26 protein-coding genes are annotated in these 20,271 nt (G+C 58.3%); 11 read left to right on the top strand and 15 right to left on the bottom strand.

From position 1 onward, the window contains the following. Positions 1 to 6 precede the first annotated feature (6 nt). The 7 genes from P349_RS07655 to citG are packed head-to-tail and all read left to right on the top strand — an operon-like array spanning position 7 to position 5,936. Positions 7 to 870, top strand: coding sequence for a fumarylacetoacetate hydrolase family protein (locus P349_RS07655; RefSeq protein ID WP_032650155.1), 864 nt, complete (start codon positions 7 to 9; stop codon positions 868 to 870). Positions 871 to 880: 10 nt separating this feature from the next. Beyond that, positions 881 to 1,903 carry a [citrate (pro-3S)-lyase] ligase gene (citC, locus tag P349_RS07650; RefSeq protein ID WP_032650154.1) on the top strand — a complete coding sequence of 341 codons (1,023 nt, stop codon included), beginning with the start codon at positions 881 to 883 and terminating at the stop codon, positions 1,901 to 1,903. Between the two features lie 16 nt (positions 1,904 to 1,919). Continuing rightward, a complete protein-coding gene (gene citD / locus P349_RS07645; RefSeq protein ID WP_008499773.1) occupies positions 1,920 to 2,213 on the top strand; it encodes a citrate lyase acyl carrier protein in 294 nt (97 codons plus the stop codon). Further along, on the top strand, positions 2,210 to 3,085 hold the full coding sequence (gene citE, locus P349_RS07640) for a citrate (pro-3S)-lyase subunit beta (protein ID WP_023326048.1): 876 nt from the start codon (positions 2,210 to 2,212) through the stop codon (positions 3,083 to 3,085). The genes citD and citE overlap by 4 nt, the downstream gene beginning before the upstream one ends. A gap of 10 nt (positions 3,086 to 3,095) precedes the next feature. Beyond that, positions 3,096 to 4,619, top strand: a complete 1,524-nt coding sequence (gene citF, locus P349_RS07635) for a citrate lyase subunit alpha (protein ID WP_032650153.1) — start codon at positions 3,096 to 3,098, stop codon at positions 4,617 to 4,619. Further along, complete coding sequence (citX, locus tag P349_RS07630) at positions 4,616 to 5,155, top strand: citrate lyase holo-[acyl-carrier protein] synthase (RefSeq protein ID WP_023618643.1); 540 nt, start codon at positions 4,616 to 4,618, stop codon at positions 5,153 to 5,155. The genes citF and citX overlap by 4 nt, the downstream gene beginning before the upstream one ends. After that, positions 5,133 to 5,936 carry a triphosphoribosyl-dephospho-CoA synthase CitG gene (gene citG, locus P349_RS07625; protein WP_032650152.1) on the top strand — a complete coding sequence of 268 codons (804 nt, stop codon included), beginning with the start codon at positions 5,133 to 5,135 and terminating at the stop codon, positions 5,934 to 5,936. Before citX ends, citG begins: the two co-directional genes overlap by 23 nt. 79 nt (positions 5,937 to 6,015) lie before the next feature. Here citG and P349_RS07620 read toward each other — a convergent pair whose 3' ends face one another. The 4 genes from P349_RS07620 to mutY form a co-directional block, all read right to left on the bottom strand. Beyond that, a complete protein-coding gene (locus tag P349_RS07620) occupies positions 6,016 to 7,272 on the bottom strand; it encodes a nucleoside permease (protein WP_008499767.1) in 1,257 nt (418 codons plus the stop codon). Between the two features lie 218 nt (positions 7,273 to 7,490). Beyond that, positions 7,491 to 8,567, bottom strand: a complete 1,077-nt coding sequence (gene mltC, locus P349_RS07615; protein WP_024906549.1) for a membrane-bound lytic murein transglycosylase MltC — start codon at positions 8,565 to 8,567, stop codon at positions 7,491 to 7,493. Positions 8,568 to 8,623: 56 nt separating this feature from the next. Beyond that, a complete protein-coding gene (locus P349_RS07610) occupies positions 8,624 to 8,896 on the bottom strand; it encodes an oxidative damage protection protein (RefSeq protein ID WP_023309138.1) in 273 nt (90 codons plus the stop codon). 26 nt (positions 8,897 to 8,922) lie between these two features. Next, positions 8,923 to 9,975 (bottom strand): A/G-specific adenine glycosylase, encoded by a 1,053-nt coding sequence (gene mutY, locus P349_RS07605; RefSeq protein ID WP_168708010.1) that lies wholly within the window; start codon positions 9,973 to 9,975, stop codon positions 8,923 to 8,925. A 144-nt stretch (positions 9,976 to 10,119) separates the two neighbouring features. Between mutY and trmB the strand changes: the two genes are divergently transcribed. Genes trmB through P349_RS07590 form a run of 3 tightly spaced genes read left to right on the top strand, consistent with a single transcriptional unit; the run spans position 10,120 to position 11,938 of the window. Next, positions 10,120 to 10,839: a tRNA (guanosine(46)-N7)-methyltransferase TrmB gene (gene trmB / locus P349_RS07600; protein ID WP_032650151.1), complete on the top strand. Its 720-nt coding sequence runs from the start codon at positions 10,120 to 10,122 to the stop codon at positions 10,837 to 10,839. After that, positions 10,839 to 11,165, top strand: a complete 327-nt coding sequence (locus P349_RS07595) for a YggL family protein (RefSeq protein WP_014885198.1) — start codon at positions 10,839 to 10,841, stop codon at positions 11,163 to 11,165. The genes trmB and P349_RS07595 overlap by 1 nt, the downstream gene beginning before the upstream one ends. A gap of 56 nt (positions 11,166 to 11,221) precedes the next feature. Continuing rightward, positions 11,222 to 11,938, top strand: a complete 717-nt coding sequence (locus P349_RS07590) for a DUF2884 domain-containing protein (protein ID WP_032650149.1) — start codon at positions 11,222 to 11,224, stop codon at positions 11,936 to 11,938. A 61-nt stretch (positions 11,939 to 11,999) separates the two neighbouring features. Here the strand turns inward: P349_RS07590 and P349_RS25620 are convergent, their stop codons facing one another. From P349_RS25620 to P349_RS07565, 6 genes are all read right to left on the bottom strand, one after another. Beyond that, the gene (locus P349_RS25620; RefSeq protein WP_071995316.1) at positions 12,000 to 12,362 is read right to left on the bottom strand and encodes an endonuclease domain-containing protein; all 363 of its coding nucleotides are present in this window, start codon (positions 12,360 to 12,362) and stop codon (positions 12,000 to 12,002) included. A 64-nt stretch (positions 12,363 to 12,426) separates the two neighbouring features. Beyond that, a complete protein-coding gene (gene hemW, locus P349_RS07585; protein WP_032650148.1) occupies positions 12,427 to 13,569 on the bottom strand; it encodes a radical SAM family heme chaperone HemW in 1,143 nt (380 codons plus the stop codon). Further along, complete coding sequence (locus P349_RS07580; RefSeq protein ID WP_024906553.1) at positions 13,562 to 14,155, bottom strand: XTP/dITP diphosphatase; 594 nt, start codon at positions 14,153 to 14,155, stop codon at positions 13,562 to 13,564. Before P349_RS07580 ends, hemW begins: the two co-directional genes overlap by 8 nt. Positions 14,156 to 14,158: 3 nt before the next feature. Then, positions 14,159 to 14,455, bottom strand: a complete 297-nt coding sequence (yggU, locus tag P349_RS07575) for a DUF167 family protein YggU (RefSeq protein ID WP_023333349.1) — start codon at positions 14,453 to 14,455, stop codon at positions 14,159 to 14,161. Beyond that, positions 14,452 to 15,018, bottom strand: a complete 567-nt coding sequence (locus tag P349_RS07570) for a YggT family protein (RefSeq protein WP_024906554.1) — start codon at positions 15,016 to 15,018, stop codon at positions 14,452 to 14,454. The genes yggU and P349_RS07570 overlap by 4 nt, the downstream gene beginning before the upstream one ends. A 21-nt stretch (positions 15,019 to 15,039) precedes the next feature. Then, positions 15,040 to 15,741 (bottom strand): YggS family pyridoxal phosphate-dependent enzyme, encoded by a 702-nt coding sequence (locus P349_RS07565; protein WP_032650146.1) that lies wholly within the window; start codon positions 15,739 to 15,741, stop codon positions 15,040 to 15,042. Positions 15,742 to 15,758: 17 nt separating this feature from the next. Here P349_RS07565 and P349_RS07560 point away from each other — a divergent pair, with 17 nt between their 5' ends. Then, positions 15,759 to 16,739: a type IV pilus twitching motility protein PilT gene (locus P349_RS07560; protein WP_032650145.1), complete on the top strand. Its 981-nt coding sequence runs from the start codon at positions 15,759 to 15,761 to the stop codon at positions 16,737 to 16,739. A 10-nt stretch (positions 16,740 to 16,749) separates the two neighbouring features. On the opposite strand, the gene ruvX is transcribed toward P349_RS07560, so the two are convergent. From ruvX to endA, 5 genes are all read right to left on the bottom strand, one after another. Further along, positions 16,750 to 17,166: a Holliday junction resolvase RuvX gene (ruvX, locus tag P349_RS07555; RefSeq protein WP_021242076.1), complete on the bottom strand. Its 417-nt coding sequence runs from the start codon at positions 17,164 to 17,166 to the stop codon at positions 16,750 to 16,752. After that, positions 17,166 to 17,726, bottom strand: coding sequence for a YqgE/AlgH family protein (locus P349_RS07550; RefSeq protein ID WP_032645077.1), 561 nt, complete (start codon positions 17,724 to 17,726; stop codon positions 17,166 to 17,168). Before P349_RS07550 ends, ruvX begins: the two co-directional genes overlap by 1 nt. 87 nt (positions 17,727 to 17,813) lie before the next feature. Beyond that, positions 17,814 to 18,761 (bottom strand): glutathione synthase, encoded by a 948-nt coding sequence (gene gshB / locus P349_RS07545; protein ID WP_024906557.1) that lies wholly within the window; start codon positions 18,759 to 18,761, stop codon positions 17,814 to 17,816. Positions 18,762 to 18,780: 19 nt separating this feature from the next. Next, positions 18,781 to 19,512 carry a 16S rRNA (uracil(1498)-N(3))-methyltransferase gene (rsmE, locus tag P349_RS07540; protein WP_024906558.1) on the bottom strand — a complete coding sequence of 244 codons (732 nt, stop codon included), beginning with the start codon at positions 19,510 to 19,512 and terminating at the stop codon, positions 18,781 to 18,783. A 51-nt stretch (positions 19,513 to 19,563) separates the two neighbouring features. Further along, positions 19,564 to 20,271 carry a deoxyribonuclease I gene (gene endA, locus P349_RS07535; RefSeq protein ID WP_023333343.1) on the bottom strand — a complete coding sequence of 236 codons (708 nt, stop codon included), beginning with the start codon at positions 20,269 to 20,271 and terminating at the stop codon, positions 19,564 to 19,566.

Raw genomic sequence — 20,271 nt, forward strand, 5'->3', positions numbered from 1 at the left:
AGAACAATGAAACTCGCAAGCTTTTTATACCAGGGAAAACGCAGCTACGGCATCGTCCAGGCCGACGGCGTGATTGATTTAGGCCGCCGTCTGGGCGACCGCTACAGCGACCTCAAGGCGCTGCTGCAGGGCAACGGGCTGGCACAGGCCACCCGCTACCTGAACGATGCCGTGGACGTGCCGATGAGCGCCATCACCTTCTTACCGGTGATTGAGCAGCCGGAAAAAATCCTCTGCGTGGGCATGAACTACGCCGACAAGCGCAAGGAGTTTGACCAGCACAACCCGGCCCCAACGCTGTTTGTCCGCTTCCCGGATTCACAGACCGGCCACAACGAGCCGGTGCTGAAGCCGCGCCACTCCAGCGAATTCGACTACGAAGGCGAGCTGGCGGTGATCATCGGTAAAGGCGGGGAGAACATCAGCCGTGATGACGCCCTGCGCCACGTGGCGGGCTACAGCTGCTATATGGACGGCTCCGCCCGCGACTGGCAGCACACCTGGTTTACCGCCGGTAAAAACTGGCGTCAGACCGGCGCGTTCGGCCCGTGGATGGCAACGGCGGACGAGATCCCGGATCCGCACAGGCTTGCAATCCGCACCTGGCTGAACGGCCGCATGGTGCAGGAAGACAACACCAGCAGCATGATCCACAAGGTCGCGGAGCTGATTGAGTACATCAGCACCTTTACCCGCTTAAGCCCGGGCGATGTGATCATCACCGGATCCCCGGGCGGCGTGGGTAAAAAGCGTAACCCGCCGCTGTTTATGAAAGAGGGCGACCGCATTGAGGTGGAGATCGAGCATATCGGTCATCTGAGCAACGTGATCGTGGAAGCGCCAGCCGTCGGGCTTGCGGCGGCACACTGAGTAAGGCGGCATGAACAGTCAACCCATCGATTTTCGCCACACCCTCGTGGCGAAGCATCCGGAACGCTTAAGCCAGATCCGTTACCTGCTGGCAGACAGCGGCCTTGGCCTGGACAACGACATCACGCTGTTTGTCGAAGCCTGGTCAGGCCCGCAGCTGGTGGGTTGCGCAGGGCTTGCCGCCAACGTCATCAAGTGCGTGGCGGTCAACGAGCAGCTTCGCGGCGAGAACCTCAGCGCGCGGCTGCTGGCAGAGGTGGAACATGCGGCGCTGGAGCGCGGCCATTTTCACCTCTTCCTTTGCACCCGTCCGTGCAACCGGGAGCGCTTTGCCCGCAGCGGCTTCTGGCCGATTGCCCAGAGCGGGAGCAATGCCGTGCTGATGGAGAACACCCCGCAGGGGATCGAGCGCTACTGCCGCTCTCTGCGCGCGAACCGCAAGTGCGGGGAGAAGATTGGCGCCATCGTGATGAACGCCAATCCGTTCACCCTCGGCCACCGCCATCTGGTGGAGCAGGCGGCGGCGCAGTGCGACGCCCTGCACCTGTTCGTGGTGCGCGAAGACGCGTCGTTCTTCCCGTTCAGCGCGCGCCTTGAGATGGTGCGCGCGGGCGTGGCGCATCTGCCCAACGTGGTGGTGCATGAAGGCTCGCAGTACATCATCTCTCGCGCCACGTTTCCGGCCTACTTCCTGAAGGAGACCGGCAAAGTGCAGCAGGCGTGGAGCGAGATCGACGTGCTGATCTTCCGGGACTTTATCGCCCCTGCGCTCGGCATCACGCACCGCTTCATCGGCTCGGAGCCGTTCTGCGATATCACCCGCCAGTACAACCAGACGCTGCACGACCTGCTGGCCTCGCATATCGAGGTGGTAGAAATGCCGCGCATCAAGGCCACCGGCAACGCCATTTCGGCGTCCGAAGTGCGCCGATTATTGAAGACACAGCAGTTTTCCCGGATCCGGGAGATTGTCCCGGACTCCACCTTCGCGCATCTCGAAACGCATTACCGTGCGAGTGCGGAAGTCGCTTAACTACCAGGAATTTATCATGAAAATTGTAAGGGAGGCGCTGGCCGGAACGCAGGAGTCCAGCGACCTGATGGTGAAAATCGCTCCCGCTCACGGCGAGCTGGAGATAGTCATCCACAGTGAAGTGATTAAGCAGTTTGGCGAGCAAATTCGCCAGGTGGTCAACGACACGTTGCGCGCCATGAACGTGCACCAGGGATTAATCATTATTGAAGACAAAGGGGCGCTGGACTGTGTGATCCGCGCCCGTCTGCAAAGCGCGCTGATGCGTGCCGCCGATGAACAGGCCATCAACTGGGGGGCGCTGAAATGAGCAAACTCCGCCGCAGCATGCTGTTCCTGCCGGGCGCCAACGCCGCCATGCTCTCCACCGCCTTTATCTACCGTCCCGACTCCATCATGTTTGACCTTGAGGACGCCGTTGCCCTGCGCGAGAAGGATACCGCGCGCATGCTGGTGTTTCACGCGCTGCAGCACCCGATGTATCAGGATATCGAAACCGTGGTGCGCATTAACCCGCTCAGCACGCCGTTTGGCCTGCTGGATCTGGAAGCCGCCGTGCGGGCCGGCGTGGACGTGATCCGCCTGCCAAAAACCGACACGCCGGACGATATCTACGAGCTGGAGGGCCACCTTGAGCGTATCGAGCAGGCGTGCGGCCGCGAGGTCGGCTCCACCCGCGTGATGGCGGCGATTGAGTCGGCCATTGGCGTCATCAACGCCGTGGCGATTGCCCGCAGTTCTCCGCGCCTCATCGGCATTGCGCTGGCCGCCTTTGACTACGTGATGGACATGCAGACCGAGCGCGGCGACGGCACCGAGCTGTTCTATGCCCGCTGCGCCGTGCTGCACGCCGCCCGCGCTGCCGGTATCGACGCCTTCGACGTGGTGTGGTCAGACGTTAACGACGAGGCCGGTTTCCTGCGCGAGGTCGATCTGATCCGCAAGATGGGCTTCAACGGCAAATCGCTGATCAACCCGCGTCAGATTGATCTGCTGCACAACGCTTACGCCCCGACGCAGGAAGAGGTGGATCACGCCAGAAGGGTGATTGAGGCGGCGGAAGAGGGCGAGCGTAACGGCCTGGGCGTGGTGTCGCTCAACGGCAAAATGGTGGATGCACCGATTATTAACCACGCGCAGGTGGTGCTGGAGCGCGCGGCAGCCTCCGGCGTGCGTCGGTAAGGATAAGATGATGAATCAGACTGAACTTCTCCATGTGAATTTTCCCCATCTGCGGGACCTGAAGCCCTTCGATACCGCCCACAGCGCCACGCCGTGGCTGGCGGACAGCGACGCGAAGCACAGCCGCAAGCTCTGCGCCTCTGTTGAAGAGGCGGTTAAGCGCTGCGGCCTGCAGGACGGGATGACCATCTCCTTCCACCATGCGTTTCGCGAAGGCGACCGGGTGATCAACACCGTCGTGGCGCTGCTGGCGCGGATGGGCTTCAAAAACCTGACGCTGGCCTCCAGCTCGCTGATGACCTGCAACGATGCGCTGATCGAGCATATCGAAAGCGGCGTCATCGCCCGGATTTACACCTCCGGCATGCGCGGCAGGCTGGCGGACGCCATCTCCCACGGGTTGATGGACGAGCCGGTGCAAATTCACTCCCACGGCGGGCGCGTGAAGCTGCTCCAGGACGGCGAGCTGAATATCGACGTGGCGTTTCTCGGCGTGCCGTGCAGCGATGAGTTTGGCAACGCCAACGGGACGCACGGCAAATCGTGCTGCGGTTCGCTCGGCTACGCGATGGTGGACGCGCACTTTGCCCGCAAGGTGGTGCTGCTGACTGAAGAGCTGGTGCCGTTCCCCAATATGCCCGCCAGCCTGGTGCAGGACCAGGTGGACTACATCGTGCAGGTTGAAAGCGTGGGCGACCCGGCGAAAATCAGCGTCGGCGCGGCCCGCGTCACCAGCAACCCGCGCGAGCTGATGATCGCCCGCTATGCCGCGGACGTGATCGAGCATTCCGGCTACTTCAAGCCGGGCTTCTCGATGCAGACCGGCTCCGGCGCGGCGGCCACGGCCTGCACCCGCTTTATGGAAGAGAAGATGGAGCGCAGCGGCGTGAAGGCGCGCTTTGCGCTCGGCGGCATCACCGGCAGCCTGGTGGATCTGCACGAGAAGGGGCTCATCGAAAAGCTGCTCGATACCCAGTGCTTTGACGGCCAGGCGGCGGCCTCGCTGGCGCGTAACCCGAACCACGTGGAGATCTCCACCAACGTTTACGCTAACCCAGGCAGCAAGGCGGCAAGCTGCGACCAGCTCGACGTGGTGATCCTCAGCGCCCTGGAAATCGACGTCGAGTTCAACGTCAACGTCATCACCGGCTCCGACGGCGTGATGCGCGGCGCGTCCGGCGGGCACTGCGACGTGGCCGCCGCGGCGAACCTGACCATCGTCGTTGCCCCTCTGCTGCGCAGCCGCATTCCGACGGTGGTGAAGCGGGTTACCACGCGCCTCACGCCGGGCGAAAGCATCGACGTGCTGGTTACCGATCACGGCATCGCGGTCAACCCGGCGCGCCCGGAAATCCGCGAGCGGCTGCTGGAAGCCGGGCTGAAGGTTGTGGATATCAACGCGCTGTACGAGCGAGCGATCTCCCTGACCGGCGTTCCGAAACCGATTGAGTTTACCGACAAAATCGTCGGGGTGATCCGCTATCGCGACGGCAGCGTGATCGACACCGTGCGACAGGTGAAGGAGGACGTATGACTTTAGCGACACCCGTGCGGGCGGGTGTCAGCCTTGACGAACTGCTGGCGGCGAAAGAGCGCCGCGCAGCGCGCCAGGCTGACATGCTTGAGCACTATCAACAACCGGTGATTTCCCTCACGCTGGTCACGCCAGGGGAAATCAAGGACAGCCTGCGCTATCGCAATACCATGGGCGTGGCGCTGCAGATGTGCGACCAGCTGCTGTGGGAGAACCGCTGGCAGGTGCTGGATCGCCAGGTACTGTGGCTCCCGACGGGGCCAGAAGCCCTCTGGTGCGTGGCCCATCCGGCGGTGGAAATCAAAGCGCACTGTGCGGATCTGGAGCAGACGCACCCGCTCGGCAGGCTGTGGGATCTGGACGTGATCTGTCCTCAGCACGGCCACGTCGGGCGTCAGTCGCTGGGGGCGAATCTCAGGCGCTGCCTGATCTGCGACGCGCCCGCTCATGCCTGTTCCCGTTCGCGCAATCACCCCGTTGAGCAGGTGGTTTCCCGCGTGGAGAAGACGATTGATGACTGGTTTGCTCGCGACTAAACCGCGCCCGGCTGACGTGCCCGCGCTTGCCGAGGCGGCGCTGTGGCAGGAGCTGGAGCTGACGCCCAAGCCGGGGCTGGTGGACACGCTCAACAACGGTTCCCATCGCGATATGGACCACGCGCTGTTCGTCCGCAGCATTGCGGCGATTACGCCGTGGTTTTCGCGCTTTGCCGAGCTGGGCAGCGCGCATGCGGATAAACCCGCTGGCGAACAGCTACGGTTTCTCCGCCCGATGGGGCTGGCCTGCGAGCAGGCGATGTATGCCGCGACGAACGGGGTGAACACGCACAAAGGCGGGATTTTTGCCCTGGGTTTACTGTGCTTCGCCGCCGGTCGTGTGAAAAATATCTCCGCAGAGAGCCTCTGCTGTGAGGTGAGTAACATCTGCCGCGGGCTGGTGTCGCGGGAGCTGGCCGCACGCAGCGGACAGGCGACGGCTGGCGAGCGACAGTTCCAGCAGTACGGCTTAACCGGTGCGCGCGGTGAGGCGGAGAGCGGCTTTGCGACGGTGTGTAAGGCGCTGGCGCAGTGGAACGGACATTCACTTCACGGCCTGCTGTTACGCCTGATGGCCGTCAATCAGGACAGTAATCTGGTATCTCGCGGCGGCATGGAAGGGCTGCGCTACGTTCAGGGCTACGCGCGGGAACTGCTGGCTAACGGCTGGGACCGCGAGGCGTTGCTTAGGATGGATAACGCATTGATTGAACGCAATCTGAGTCCGGGCGGCAGCGCGGATTTACTGTCGGTGGGGTGGGTGCTGTCTGCAATAAAATAGCCGGGTGGCGGCTTCGCCTTACCCGGCCTACGGTCTTATTTTGTAGGCCCGGCAAGCGCAGCGCCACCGGGCACAACAATCAATGCGCGATTGGCTGCGCACCGTGTGGTTCACGTACGTGCTTGTACTTGAACAGCGCGATGAACGCGAAGAACAGCACCAGCGAGTACGCCGCGAAGATCAGCCATACAGGCTGCCAGTTGGTGATGCCGTTGGTGGTGTACATCTCCACCACTTTACCGCTCACCACGCCGCCCAGAATACAGCCGAAGCCGTTGGTCATCATCAGGAACATACCCTGCGCGCTGGCGCGGATTTCAGGCTTCACTTCTTTTTCCACAAACACCGAACCGGAGATGTTGAAGAAGTCGAAGGCGCAGCCGTAAACAATCATCGACAGCACCAGCAGCACGGTGCCGAACGGGCTTGGGTCGCCATAGGCGAACAGACCGAAGCGCAACATCCACGCCGCGATACTGATCAGCATGACGTTCTTGATGCCGTAGCGGCTCAGGAAGAACGGGATGGTCAGGATGAACAGTGTCTCAGAGATCTGAGAGATGGACATCATCACCGACGCATGTTCAACGATAAAGCTGCCGGAGAACAGCGGGTTGTTATCGAAGCTGTGCAGGAAGGTGTTGCCGAACATGTTGGTGATTTGCAGCTCTGCGCCCAGCAGCATGGAGAAGATGAAGAAGATCGCCATGCGTTTGTTTTTGAACAGCGCGAAGGCGTCCAGGCCGAGCATGGTGCTCCAGCTCTGGTTTTTCTGCTGGTTAGACACCGGAATGGTTGGCAGCGTCAGGGTGAAGATCGCCAGCAGCACGGAGAGCGCCGCACCGATATAGAGCTGCATATGGCTCAGTTCGAAGCCCGCGAAGCTCACGCCCCACATCGCCATGATAAAGCCGATGGTGCCCCAGATACGGATTGGCGGGAAATCGGTCACGATATCCATATCCGCGGATTTCAGGCGGTAGTAGGAGATGGTGTTGATCAGCCCAAGCGTTGGCATATAGGCCAGCGAGTTAAGCAGGATCACCATGAACATTGCTCCCGGCGTGGTCACCTGGGCTGCCATAAACAGCGTCCCCGCGCCCACCAGATGGCAAAGCATGTACAGCCATTTGGCGCTTAGCCATTTATCCGCCACGATCCCCAGCAGCGTCGGCATGAAGACCGCCGCAATACCGAGCGAGCTGTATACGGCACCGATTGACGCACCATCGAACTTGAGCGTCACAAACATATAGGAGCCGAGTGTAGTCAGCCAGCTACCCCACAGGCAGAACTGCAGAAACGACAATATTTTAAGCTGCAGCTTAAGGTTCATGTTACTTTCCTCACAAGTGAGCGGGAGATATGTTGTTATAGGAACATTCAGGGTTGTTATTTGATGCAATTCTATCAGTTGGCAACGATATGTTTTGTTACCTCCCGCAAAAAAATGCAATCCACATTAATTTGCAGTTTGGATTGTGATGCAAATAACATTTTCGTATGGGTGGGGGGAAGCAGAACACCTTCTCCTTGCAGGAGAAGGTGTGCCGATCACCGACGACGATAGTTTTTCTGCGCGGTATTCACCTTATACAGGTACCGGCGGGATTCCGCAGACGGGTGGCGGGTGGTGAGGGTGGAGTAGACATCCCCCGGCGCCATGCTGTTGATGATGTTTGCGGCCTGCACTTTGTCATTTGAGAAGACGCGCAGCACGCTGCCCGCACCGCCGTTATAGGCGGTGATCACCGCATAGCGGCGCGATGTTGGGTTATCAATTCCACCCAGGTACACATTGTTCAGCATCGCCAGATAGGCGGTACCGGTATCAATGTTGCTCTGCGGGTCGAACAGATAGCTGCGGCTCGGCGTGCCGGATTTCCCCTGCGCGCGGAAGACGTCTTTCCCGGCGCTGTGCTGCACCACCTGCATCAGCCCCAGGGCGTCGGAACGGCTTACCGCATACGGGTTAAACGACGATTCGGTCTGCATAATCGCCAGGATCAGCGACTCATCCACGCCGTACTTACGTGAGGCCTGACGCACCATCCCAATGTACTTATGCGCACGCTTGTCGAGGTGGTTCGGGACGAGGTTGATGGTGACGCTGTAGATGATCTTCAGACCGTTAGAGCGGCTTTTCAGGCGTGTCTGCAGCAGGTAGTCGGCAAATTTCGTGGCGCGACCTTCCCAGCGGATCGGCTGGCCGGTCTGATCGACAACCTGACCGTACAGGAACGGCTCTTTCGAGATCGTAATATCGTCGGCATCGGAGTAGAGATCGATAGATCCCGGATCGTCACCCATCAGCAGGGTTTTGATAATGGCCTGACGTAAGCGCGCTGCAGGGTCAGTGCCTGCAATGGTCTCAATCGTGATCGTACCCTCATCAAAGTTGATGTGGCTACGGGTCAAATAGGCGTCGGTGTACTTAACGTAGTCCTTGGGTCCGGCAATAAGAACTTCGTTAAATCCCCATATGTTCTCGATGTTGTGGGCAAACTGCCCCATCAAAATGTCAAAACCGTTGGTGTCCTTGATCCAGGCTTCGTTGTAATCTTCGCCTTTTTTTGACGAACACGAGACAAGCAACGGCGCAACAAGGGCTAGCGCTAAAAGTTTTTTCATCATTCCGGGAGTGCGTGTTGTGTTTGCTTTAACGGCGGGGTTTCCCCCGCACGCTGTTATTTTTCCGGTGGCGTATAGCCTTCGATGTGCACGTCTTTACCTTCGAACAGGAAGCTCACCATCTCCTGCTCCAGCAGCTTGCGGTGTTCCGGGTTCATCATGCTGAGTTTCTTCTCGTTAATCAGCATGGTCTGCTTTTTCTGCCACTGTCCCCAGGCTTCTTTGGAGATTTCATTGTAGATGCGTTTACCCAGGTCGCCCGGATAAAGCTGGAAATCCTGGCCCTCAGCGTCACGCTGCAGGAAAGTACAAAAAATCGTTCTGGCCATACTCATTCCTCTTTTTCTTGTCGATGCTAAACCATTGCACCGGCACGTAATTGCTGTAACAGGCGCTCCACGGGAGCCGCCAGTCCGACTGATGGCGGTTGCGCTAAGTTATACCAGAGAGCGGTGCCTTCATCCATGCACGAGGCAAATGACGACACGGGAAGCCACATGGGTACAATATCCAGGTGGAAATGGCTGAAGGTATGGCGAAACGCGGTCAGCTGCGTCAGGTTATCGGCAGCAATCCCGCGCTTTTTAAGCCATTCACGCAGCAAGTCTTCATCTTCAAACTGTGGGAAGCAGTATAGACCACCCCACAGGCCGCTCGGCGGACGTTGGGCCAGGAAGACCTCGTCGCCGTGCTGCATCAGCAGCATATAGCCGGTGCGCTCCGGCAGCGTCTGTTTGGGTTTCTTACCCGGATACTGCGCCCAGGAATGGTTGGCATACGCCACGCAGAGATTATTCACCGGGCAGAGTTCGCATTTTGGTTTTGAGCGCGTGCAGACCATGGCGCCGAGATCCATCATCGCCTGGTTGAAACGCTCGACGCCGTTGGCTGGGGTGACCGCTTCACTAATTTCCCAAAGACGTTTTTCAACGTCCTTCTTCCCCGGCCAGCCGTCGACGGCGTAGCAGCGTGCCAGCACGCGCTTTACGTTGCCGTCGAGGATCGGGAAATGCTTGCCTAACGACAGGGAAAGAATCGCACCTGCGGTTGAGCGTCCGACGCCGGGGAGATCAGCAACCTCGTCGAAGGTTTCCGGGAATTTCCCGTTGTGGCGCGTCGCGACCTGCTGCGCGGCCTTGTGAAGGTTACGCGCGCGGGCGTAATAGCCAAGACCGGTCCACAGGTGCAGGACCTCGTCCAGCGGCGCGTTGGCCAGATCGGTGACCGTCGGGAAGCGCGCCATAAAACGCTCGAAGTAAGGGATCACCGTGGCGACCTGCGTTTGTTGCAACATCACCTCGGAGAGCCATACTTTGTAAGGCGTTTTTTCAATTTGCCAGGGCAGGGTTTTACGCCCGTATTTGTCGTACCAGTCCAGCACCTGGGCTGAAAATTGAGAGGCTTGCATGGTCATCGATTCGCATAATCAGGGACGCAGATTGCAGCACAGCGTCAATCTGCTGTAAACCGGATCTTTCCCATGCTTGCATAGAAGCCTTAACTTTGGATAATGCCCGTTTCCCGAACATTCTCACAAGCAGACAACTCTTTTATGAAAAACGACGTCATTTCACCGGAATTTGATGAAAACGGTCGCCCGCTGCGCCGTATTCGCAGCTTTGTCCGCCGTCAGGGCCGCCTGACAAAAGGGCAGCAACATGCGCTGGACAACTACTGGCCGGTGATGGGCGTTGAGTTCAGCGAGCAGCCTCTGGACTTTACTGAACTGTTCGGCCGCGAAGCTCCCGTCACGCTGGAGATCGGTTTTGGTATGGGCTCCTCGCTGGTGACCATGGCGAAAGCCCGCCCGGAGCAGAACTTCCTCGGTATCGAAGTCCACTCCCCGGGCGTGGGTGCATGCCTGGCAACGGCCCATGAAGAGGGCGTTGAGAACCTGCGCGTGATGTGTCACGACGCGGTGGAAGTGCTGCACAAAATGATTCCTGACAATTCTTTAACCATGGTTCAGCTCTTTTTCCCTGACCCGTGGCACAAAGCACGTCATAATAAACGCCGTATCGTTCAGGCGCCGTTTGCCGAGCTGGTGAAAAGCAAGCTGAAGCTGGGCGGTGTCTTCCATATGGCGACCGACTGGGAACCGTATGCGGAACATATGCTGGAAGTGATGTCGTCGCTGGACGGCTATAAAAACCAGTCTGCGAGCAATGACTATGTACCGCGTCCGGAATCGCGTCCGGTAACGAAATTTGAACAGCGTGGCCATCGTCTTGGTCACGGTGTATGGGACTTAATGTTCGAGAGGGTGAAATAATGGCAAAGAATCGTAGCCGTCGTCTGCGTAAAAAGATGCACATCGAAGAATTCCAGGAAGTGGGCTTCTCCGTTGCGTGGCGTTTCCCGGAAGGCACCAGTGTAGAACAGATCGATCAGGACGTGGATGCGTTCATCAACGACGTGATTGAGCCAAACAAGCTGGCCTTCGACGGTAGCGGCTACCTGGCATGGGAAGGTCTGATCTGCACCCAGGAAGTGGGTAAATGCACCGAAGAACATCAGGCGCTGGTGCGTAAATGGCTTGAGGACCACAAGCTGGAAGATGTCCGCGTCAGCGAACTTTTCGACGTTTGGTGGGACTAATAAAGAAGTCAGGGGCCAGCATTAGCTGGCCCATTTTGTCTGAGGGAGTGTTTAAGATGCGCAAAACGTTGCTGGCTGTTGCTTTGATGGCAACTGGATTCACCGCCCATGCGGATTATCAGTGTAGCGTCACCCCGCGTGATGACGTGGTGTTAAGCCCGCAAACCGTGCAGGTCAAAGGCGAGAACGGCAATCTGGTGATTACGCCAGAAGGGAACGTCACCTATAACGGCAAGCAGTACAACCTGACTGCCGCACAGCGTGAGCAGGCGAAAGACTATCAGGCCGATTTGCGTACCGCGCTGCCGTGGATTAATGAAGGTGCCCTGACGCGCGTCGAAAAGAGCCGCGTGGCGCTGGATAAGATCATCACTAAAGAGGTGGGGGAGAGCAGCAATATGCGCACCCGCCTGACGAAGCTTGATAAGCAGCTTAAAGAACAGATGAACCGCATTATCGAGACGCGCTCCGACGGCCTGACTTTCCACTACAAGGCGATTGATCAGGTCCGTGCCGACGGGCAGCAGTTGGTGAACCAGGCGATGGGCGGCATCCTGCAGGACAGCATCAACGAGATGGGCGCCAAAGCCGTGCTAAAAGGCGGCGGTAACCCGCTGCAGGGCGTGCTGGGCAGTCTGGGCGGCCTGCAAACCTCTATTCAGAACGAGTGGAAGAACCAGGAAGATGATTTCCAGCAGTTCGGCAAAGACGTGTGTAAACGCGTGGTGTCGCTGGAAGACAGCCGAAAGGCGCTGGTGGGGACGTTGAAGTAAGTTCCCCTCACCCTAACCCTCTCCCCAAAGGGGCGAGGGGATGGTTTGCTCCCTCTCCCTTTCAGGGAGAGGGCCGGGGTGAGGGTTGCAGCATTTGCAGTGTTTCATGGATCTTTTCCAGCACAGCCTCTTCGTTATTCCAGAGTTCGTTGTTCCAGAATCGTATAACGTGCCAGCCCTTTTGGTTTAACCACAACGTCCTTTGACGATCGTATTCCTGATTTTCATCATGCTGTCCACCATCCAGTTCAACTGCCAGACGTGCTTCGCAGCAGGCGAAATCGAGTATGTAATTTCCTGCCGGATGCTGTCGGCGAAATTTATAATTTTCGAAACGGCGGCTGCGCAGTAGATACCAAAGTCGCCTTTCTTCCGTTGTCAGCTCGCGTCTGAGCTGCTTTGCATATGAACGAGTAATTTCCATCCCCCGCACTCTGCCAGCCTTTCCCTCAGCCGGCAGAACGGGATGCAAAATCCTGAATCAGCCTTCAGGATTCTTCGGCGAGGAACAGCTCAAGAAGGGAGTTTAAGAACAGTTTGCCGTGCTCGGTGATCTGCCAGTATCCATCACACTCGGTGAGATACCCCTGGGCCAGCGCCTCGTCGATTTGCGGGCGAATCACCGATTCCGGCAGCCCGGTGTAACGTGTAAATTCCGCGCGCGGCGCGGCCTCCAGCAGGCGGAAGCGGTTCATAAAGAACTCAAACGGCTTATCCGCCGCCTCAACGTCGTGCTGACGCTCCAGGTAGCGGCCTTCCATATACCCGCGCGGGTGGCGGGTTTTGGCGGTGCGCAGAATGCGCCCGTCCGGGAAGGTCACCTTGCCGTGCGCGCCGCAGCCAATCCCCAGATAGTCACCAAAGCGCCAGTAGTTCAGGTTGTGCTGACACTGGTAGCCCGGCTTCGCATACGCCGACGTTTCGTACTGCTGATAGCCCGCAGCAGTTAACAACTGGTGACCCTGCTCGAAGATATCCCACAGCGCGTCGTCATCCGGCAGCACCGGCGGGCGGGAACCGAACAGCGTGTTTGGCTCGATGGTGAGCTGGTACCACGACAGGTGCGGCGGGTTCAGCGCAATGGCCTGGCGCAGGTCGTCCAGCGCCTCGTCCAGCGACTGATCCGGCAGGCCGTGCATCAAATCGAGGTTGAAGCTGCGAAGATTAAGCCCGGTCGCCAGGTTTGCCGCGCGCTTCGCCTCTTCCGGGCCGTGAATGCGCCCAAGACGTTTTAGCTTCGGTTCGCTAAAGCTCTGCACGCCGATGGAGATGCGGTTTACGCCCGCGCGCTGATAGTCGACAAAACGGTCGGCTTCAACGGTGCCGGGGTTGGCTTCCATCGTAATTTCAGCATCCGCTGCCAGGTTCAGGCGCGCACGCACGCCGTCCAGCAGCGTCTGCATCGCCGGGCCGGACAGCAGGCTCGGCGTACCGCCACCAATGAAAATGGTCTTAACTTCACGTCCCTGTGCGTAAGGTACATCGGCGTCCAGGTCAGCCAGCAGATGCGCAACGTAATCATCGTGCGGCACTTCGCCCTTCAGCGCGTGCGAGTTGAAATCGCAGTACGGGCATTTCTGCACGCACCACGGGATGTGAATATAAAGACTCAGAGGCGGCAAATTAGCCATTACGCAGTGCTTCCAGTAACAGTTTCAGCGCGCGTCCACGGTGGGAAATCGCGCTTTTCTCTTCGCGGGTCAGTTCCGCAGCGGTTTTGCCCTCGGTCGGGACAAAGAAAATCGGGTCGTAGCCAAAGCCGCCGTTACCAGCCGCTTCACGGGTAATCACGCCCGGCCAGCTGCCGTGGCAGACGATAGGCGTAGGGTCTTCCGCGTGACGCAGATAGACCAGCACGCAGTGGAACTGCGCGGTACGCTGCTCGTCCGGTACGTCTTTCAGGGCGACAAGCAGCTTTTCCAGATTCTGCTGGTCGGTAGCGTCAGCGCCGGAGTAGCGCGCGGAGTAAATCCCCGGCGCGCCGCCGAGAAAATCCACGGCCAGGCCAGAGTCGTCGGCAATCGCGGGCAGGCCCGTAATCTGCGCGGCGTGGCGCGCTTTCAGGATCGCGTTTTCGATAAACGTCAGCCCCGTCTCTTCGGCGGAATCCACGCCAAGATCGGTCTGGGCGACCACGTCCAGCCCAAAATCATTTAATAGCGAGGCCAGCTCGCGCACTTTACCAGCGTTGCCGGTCGCGAGAACAACTTTCTGCATGGTTTAGTCCTGTTCTTTCAGTGCCGCGACTTCCGTCGGGATAGATTGCGGATTAAGGATTTTTACCTGTTTATGTCGCCCAAGTTCACCTTTTTCAATGATGACCTGGCTTTTGGCGACGCGAAACTGTTTTGCCAGATATTTAGTCAGATGCGCGTTCGCCTGGCCGTCAACCGGCGGGGCGGTGATGGCGACTTTTAACTCGTCGCCATGCAGCCCAACAATACTGTCACGGCTGGCTTTTGGCTGAATATACAGCCGCAAGACCAGCCCGTCAGCGCAGGTGCTTACTGCACTCATAGCGCCATCCACAGCCCCGGCAGCAGCATATTGCCCGTGGACTGTAACAGCTCAGCGATCCCCATGTTGACCACATAGAGCAGCAGAACCAGGATCATCGGGGAAAAATCGATGCCGCCCATAGACGGAAGCAGGTTACGGATTGGACGCAGCAGCGGCTCTGCCAGCTGAATCAAAGCATACTCAACCGGGCTACGCCCCTGGCTGACCCAGCTCATGATGGCCATCACCAGCAGCACCCAGAAAATAAGCAGACCGATGGTTTTGACCAGAATAAGGACCGCAGCAATCCAGATAATCGGCTGGAAGGTAATGACCATAAACAGCACGATCGCTTTGATAACGCTCAGAATAAACGCCACCAGCAGAGACGAACTGTCGATGGGGCCCATAGCCGGGATAATACGGCGCAATGGTCCGACAACAGGCTGCGTGATTTTCACGACAAACTGCGAGAACGGATTGTAAAAATCACAGCGGGCCCACTGCATCCAGACGCGCAGCAAAAGCGCCATCGTATACAGCTCAAGCACAGTTGAGAGCAGGAAAGTCAACGTCTTCATGGCGTTCCTCAGGTTTCCTTATTATTTTGAGTAGTCGCGCGCACCGAAAATTGCCGTGCCGATGCGCACCATAGTGCTGCCTGCCGCGATGGCGGCTTCCATATCATCCGACATGCCCAGAGAAAGCGTGTCTACCGTGTTATAGCGCGCTTTAAGCGCCTCAAATGCTACAGCCATTTGCTGTGCCACGGCAAACTGCCTTTCATAACTTGACTCAGGCGCCGGAATGGCCATCAGCCCGCGCAGGGTTAAGCGCGGCAGTTCGGCCACCTCTGCGGCCAGTGCGCCCAGCTCGCTCAGCGCAATGCCGGACTTGCTGTTTTCGTCGCTGATGTTGACCTGAATCAGCACGTTAAGCGCTGGCATCTCTGCCGGACGCTGGTCGTTCAGACGTGTCGCAATGCGCAGGCGGTCAATGGTATGGCACCAGTCGAAGTGCTCTGCCACCAGACGGCTTTTGTTCGACTGCAGCGGGCCAATAAAGTGCCACTGCAGATCTTTATTCCCCTGTTCCTGGAAGTAGCGAATTTTATCCACGCCTTCCTGCACGTAATTTTCACCAAACGCCCGCTGGCCTGCGTCAATGGCTTCTGCGATAGCGCTCGCAGGCTTGGTTTTGCTGACTGCAAGCAGCGTAATTTCTTCTGAAGCCCGGCCGCAACGCGTTGCGGCGGCTGAGATTTTGTCCCGGACCTGTGCCAGGTTATGCGCAATGTCGTTCATTTTCCGAGGAGTAGTGTATGGATGTGGAAGAAATTGTGGCCCTTAGTGTAAAGCATAACGTCTCCGATCTACACCTGTGCAGTGATTCGCCACCCCGCTGGCGCAGAACGGGCCGCCTTGAGCCGGCACCGTTTCCTCCTCCTGACGTCGGGGCGTTGTTAAAAGCGTGGCTCAACGACGAGCAGCAGGGGATATGGTGGGCCAGCGGGCAGGTGGATTTTGCCGTGACGGTGGCGGGAGGCCAGCGTCTGCGCGGCAGTGCCTTTAAGCAGATGAGCGGTGTCTCTGTAACGCTCCGGCTGTTGCCGCGTACCTGCCCGCAGCTCGCTTCGCTGGGCGCGCCGCGGGCAATCCAGGAACTGTTAACCAATGACGCCGGACTGATTCTGGTGACAGGAGCAACCGGCAGCGGTAAATCTACGACGCTGGCGGCGATGGTCGATTTTCTTAACCGCCATACTGATGGCCATATCCTCACGCTCGAAGATCCGGTGGAGTTTATCTACCGGAGCGAGCGTTGTCTGATCCAGCAGCGGGAGATAGGTCAGCACAGCCCGTCATTTGCAGAAGCGCTGCGCAGTGCCTTACGCCAGGATCCTGACGTGATTCTGCTTGGGGAGTTACGCGACAGCGAAACGATCCGCCTGGCGCTGACGGCGGCGGAGACCGGACATCTGGTGCTGGCGACGCTGCATACGCGCGGGGCATCGCAGGCGATTGAACGGCTGGTCGATACGTTCCTGGCGCAGGAGAAAGATCCGGTGCGTAACCAGCTGGCCGGCAGCCTGCGGGCGGTGCTGGCGCAAAAGCTGCTTCCCGATCTCCAGGGCGGGCGCGTCGCGCTGTATGAACTGCTGGTGAACACTGCAGCGGCGGCGAATCTCATTCGTGAAGGGAAAACGTGGCAACTGCCCGGCATCATTCAAACCGGTCAGCAGGCAGGTATGCAGAACTTTGACCAGAGCCTGGCGGAGAGACGGGCGCAGGGGCGGCTGTAGGCCCCTGTGCTTAAAAGCCCTGCTCGAAATAGCTTTCGAGGATGATAACGGCAGAAGCGGAGTCCACGCTGCCTTTGTTCAGCGCCCGGAAGCCGCCGTGCTCAAACAGACCCGCACGCGCTTCGACGGTGCTTAGACGCTCGTCGTGCAGCTTCACGGAGACGCCAAAGCGGCCATGGATTTTGTTGGCGAACTTACGCGCCCGGGCGGTCAGCGGCTGTTCGGTACCGTCCATGTTCAGCGGTAGCCCAACGATCACGTCATCGGGCTGCCACTCCTTGAGCAGGCGCTCGATGAGGTTCCAGTCCGGCGTACCGTCGTTGGCCTTCAGGGCCGTAAGCGGACGCGCGGTACCGGTGATGCGCTGCCCCACGGCGACGCCAATGCTTTTGGTACCAAAATCGAAGGCAAGAAGCGTTCCGCTCATCAGGCGTGCCCCGCTACGCCAGGCATGGTCAGGATATCAATGCCAATCAGCTTTGCCGCGTCACGCCAGCGATCGGCGATAGGGGTTTTAAACAGGATATTCATGTCCGCAGGGGCGGTGAGCCAGGCGTTATCGAGGATCTCCTGCTCAAGCTGGCCTTTCTCCCACGACGAATAGCCCAGCGCCACCAGCACTTCAGAAGGCTGCTCTGCGGTGCCCAGCGTTTCGAGCACGTCACGCGAGGTGGTGATAACGGTCTTGTCGGAGATGCGAATGCTGGAAGAGAATACCGGCGGCGTATGCAGGATAAAACCGCGATCTTCTGCAAGAGGTCCACCCAGCATCACGGGTTTATCAAGCCGGATTTCCGGCAGTCGCGCTTCAGCCGGGATTTTCAGCTTGTCCAGAATTCCTTCAACCTGAAGATTTTCCAGCGGTTTATTAATGATAATGCCCATCGCACCGTCTTCATTGTATTCACAAATATAAACCACGGCGCGGCGAAAAATCGGGTCCTGGAGAGCAGGCATGGCAATAAGAAAGTGATGCTGTAAATTCATTGTCAGAGGTACTGTTTCCTGGTTTAAAAAGCGACAACGCCCAGTATGGGGACAAACTCAGGCGCTGTCACTAATAGTATTGTTAGGTTATTTTTGTAAACGCTTTTCGATAGCGTCCATCAGCATACCGGTGATTGAGACAGGGAATTCCGCTTCAATTTCACGAATGCAGGTCGGGCTGGTGACGTTCACTTCGGTAAGACGATCGCCGATGATATCCAGTCCGACGAAGATCAGGCCTTTGGCTTTCAGCGTAGGACCAACGCGGCGGGCAATTTCCCAGTCGCTTTCGGTCAGCGGACGCGGCTCGCCGCGGCCACCGGCGGCCAGATTACCGCGGGTTTCGCCACCCTGCGGGATACGTGCCAGGCAGTAAGGAACCGGTTCGCCATCCACCACCAGAACGCGTTTGTCGCCGTCTTTGATCGCCGGAATATAGTTCTGCGCCATGCAGTAGCGCGTGCCCAGTTCGGTCAGCGTTTCGGCAATCACGCCAATGTTTGGGTCGCTCTCTTTCACGCGGAAAATCGATGCGCCGCCCATGCCGTCCAGCGGCTTCATGATGATATCGCCGTGCTTCTGCCAGAATTCTTTCAGCTGCGCTTTGCTGCGGGTCACCAGGGTTTCCGGCGTCAGGTCAGAGAACCAGGCGGTGTAGAGCTTCTCGTTACAGTCGCGCAGGCTCTGGGGCTTGTTGACGATCAGCGTGCCTTTCTCTTCAGCGCGTTCGAGAATATAGGTGCAGTAGATGTATTCGGTGTCGAACGGCGGATCTTTACGCATCAGGATGACGTTGAGATCGGCCAGGGCAATGTCCTGCTCGGTGCCGAATTCGTACCATTTGTCGTAGTTCTGCTCGACGTTAACGATGCGGGTGCGCGCGCGGGCTTCACCGTTGATCAGGTAAAGATCGTTCATCTCCATATAGTGGAGTTCATAGCCGCGACGCTGCGCTTCCAGCAGCATGGCGAAGCTGGAATCTTTCTTGATGTTAATGTTTGCGATGGGGTCCATCACGATGCCGAGCTTGATCATGTTCTTCTCCGTTAATGCTTCAACCCAGATCGCCAAACCGTACCTGTAGCGCGGTAATGGCCGTGAGTGCCGTTGTCTCAGTGCGCAGAACGCGAGGTCCCAACAGAATATCAGTAAACTGGTAACGTGCCGTCATCGCAATTTCGTCCGCCGACAGACCGCCTTCGGGGCCAATCAGCAGGCGTACGCGCTCAACGGGCAGGGGCAGCGTATTGATGCTGGCGCTGGCGCGCGGATGAAGATTGAGCTTCAGCCCACTGTCCTCTTCTGCACACCACTCCTCCAGATCCATCGCCGGGCGGATCTCCGGAATACGGTTGCGGCCACTCTGTTCGCAAGCCGCAATGGCAATTTTCTGCCACTGCTGGATCTTTTTGTTCAGACGTTCCGCATCCAGTTTAACGCCACAGCGCTCAGAAAAAAGTGGCGTAATGAGGCTTACACCCAGTTCAATGGATTTCTGAATGGTGAACTCCATTTTCTCGCCGCGCGACATCACCTGGCCCAGATGGATGTGCAGCGGTGATTCCCGGTCGTCCACTTCGCCACGCAGGACGTTAACGTGTACGCTTTTTTTATCAGACCGCGTGATTTCCGCGTCGAAAACCTGGTTCGAGCCGTCGAACAGCTGTATTGCCTGACCTGCGCCCATGCGCAGCACGCGGCCAACGTGGTTGGCGGCGTCATCAGACAGGGCGATTTCGCGGCCTGCGGTAATCAGTTCAGGATGGTAAATGCGGGGAATGCGCATAGTCAGAAATTCCATGTGTCATGCGATATAAGCGAATTGCCGTAGTGTAGGTTAGCTCTTTTGCGCCTGGCAAGCCCGCTGGACGTAAGGGTTGTGATTCCCCTGGACTCTGGCGATACGTTCGTCGCGCTGGCATTCCCACTCCGTCACCGGGTACTGCTTGTCCCAGGCGTTGAACAGCTGCGTCTGCTGGCGGGAAAGGTTGAGGTCGTAACGGTCACGCATATAGAAGTAGGTGCGGGCAATGCTGCCGCGCGCGCGGGCAGGGGGCTCGGCGACTTTTTCTTTAAAATCAACCTTCATACCGCACTGGCCGTACTGGCCTTCGCCACCGTTCCACTGGCTGTACATGAAATTACCCCGGTCGCCGTTCACTTCACCCACGGCAGGCTGCAGGTTATGCATATCGCTTTCCATCTGGCGATACACCGGATCTTTGGCGCAGTTTTTACGTCCGCCATCCTGCCAGCACTGGCGCTGGTGGCCAAACTGCCAGGCCGGAACGACATGCTCCCATTCAATACGGCTGGCGCGGTTTTCGTTTTTACGCACCTTGTAGCCGCAGGACTCAAGGTCAACGACCCCTTTTTTACCCTGCCAGTTAATTTTACAGCCGCAGTAGAAATCGCCCGGCACATCGGCGTTCACCTTCACGCCTGCGGCCTTGGCCTGGGAAAAACTGTTGATACCGTCGGCCAGAGCATGGCCTGAGAGCGCCGTCGTCAGAAAGGCGACCGCGAGAGAAAAATTACGGGACAT

This window comes from Enterobacter sp. DC4, from assembly GCF_000568095.1.
Classification (GTDB): domain Bacteria; phylum Pseudomonadota; class Gammaproteobacteria; order Enterobacterales; family Enterobacteriaceae; genus Enterobacter; species Enterobacter pseudoroggenkampii.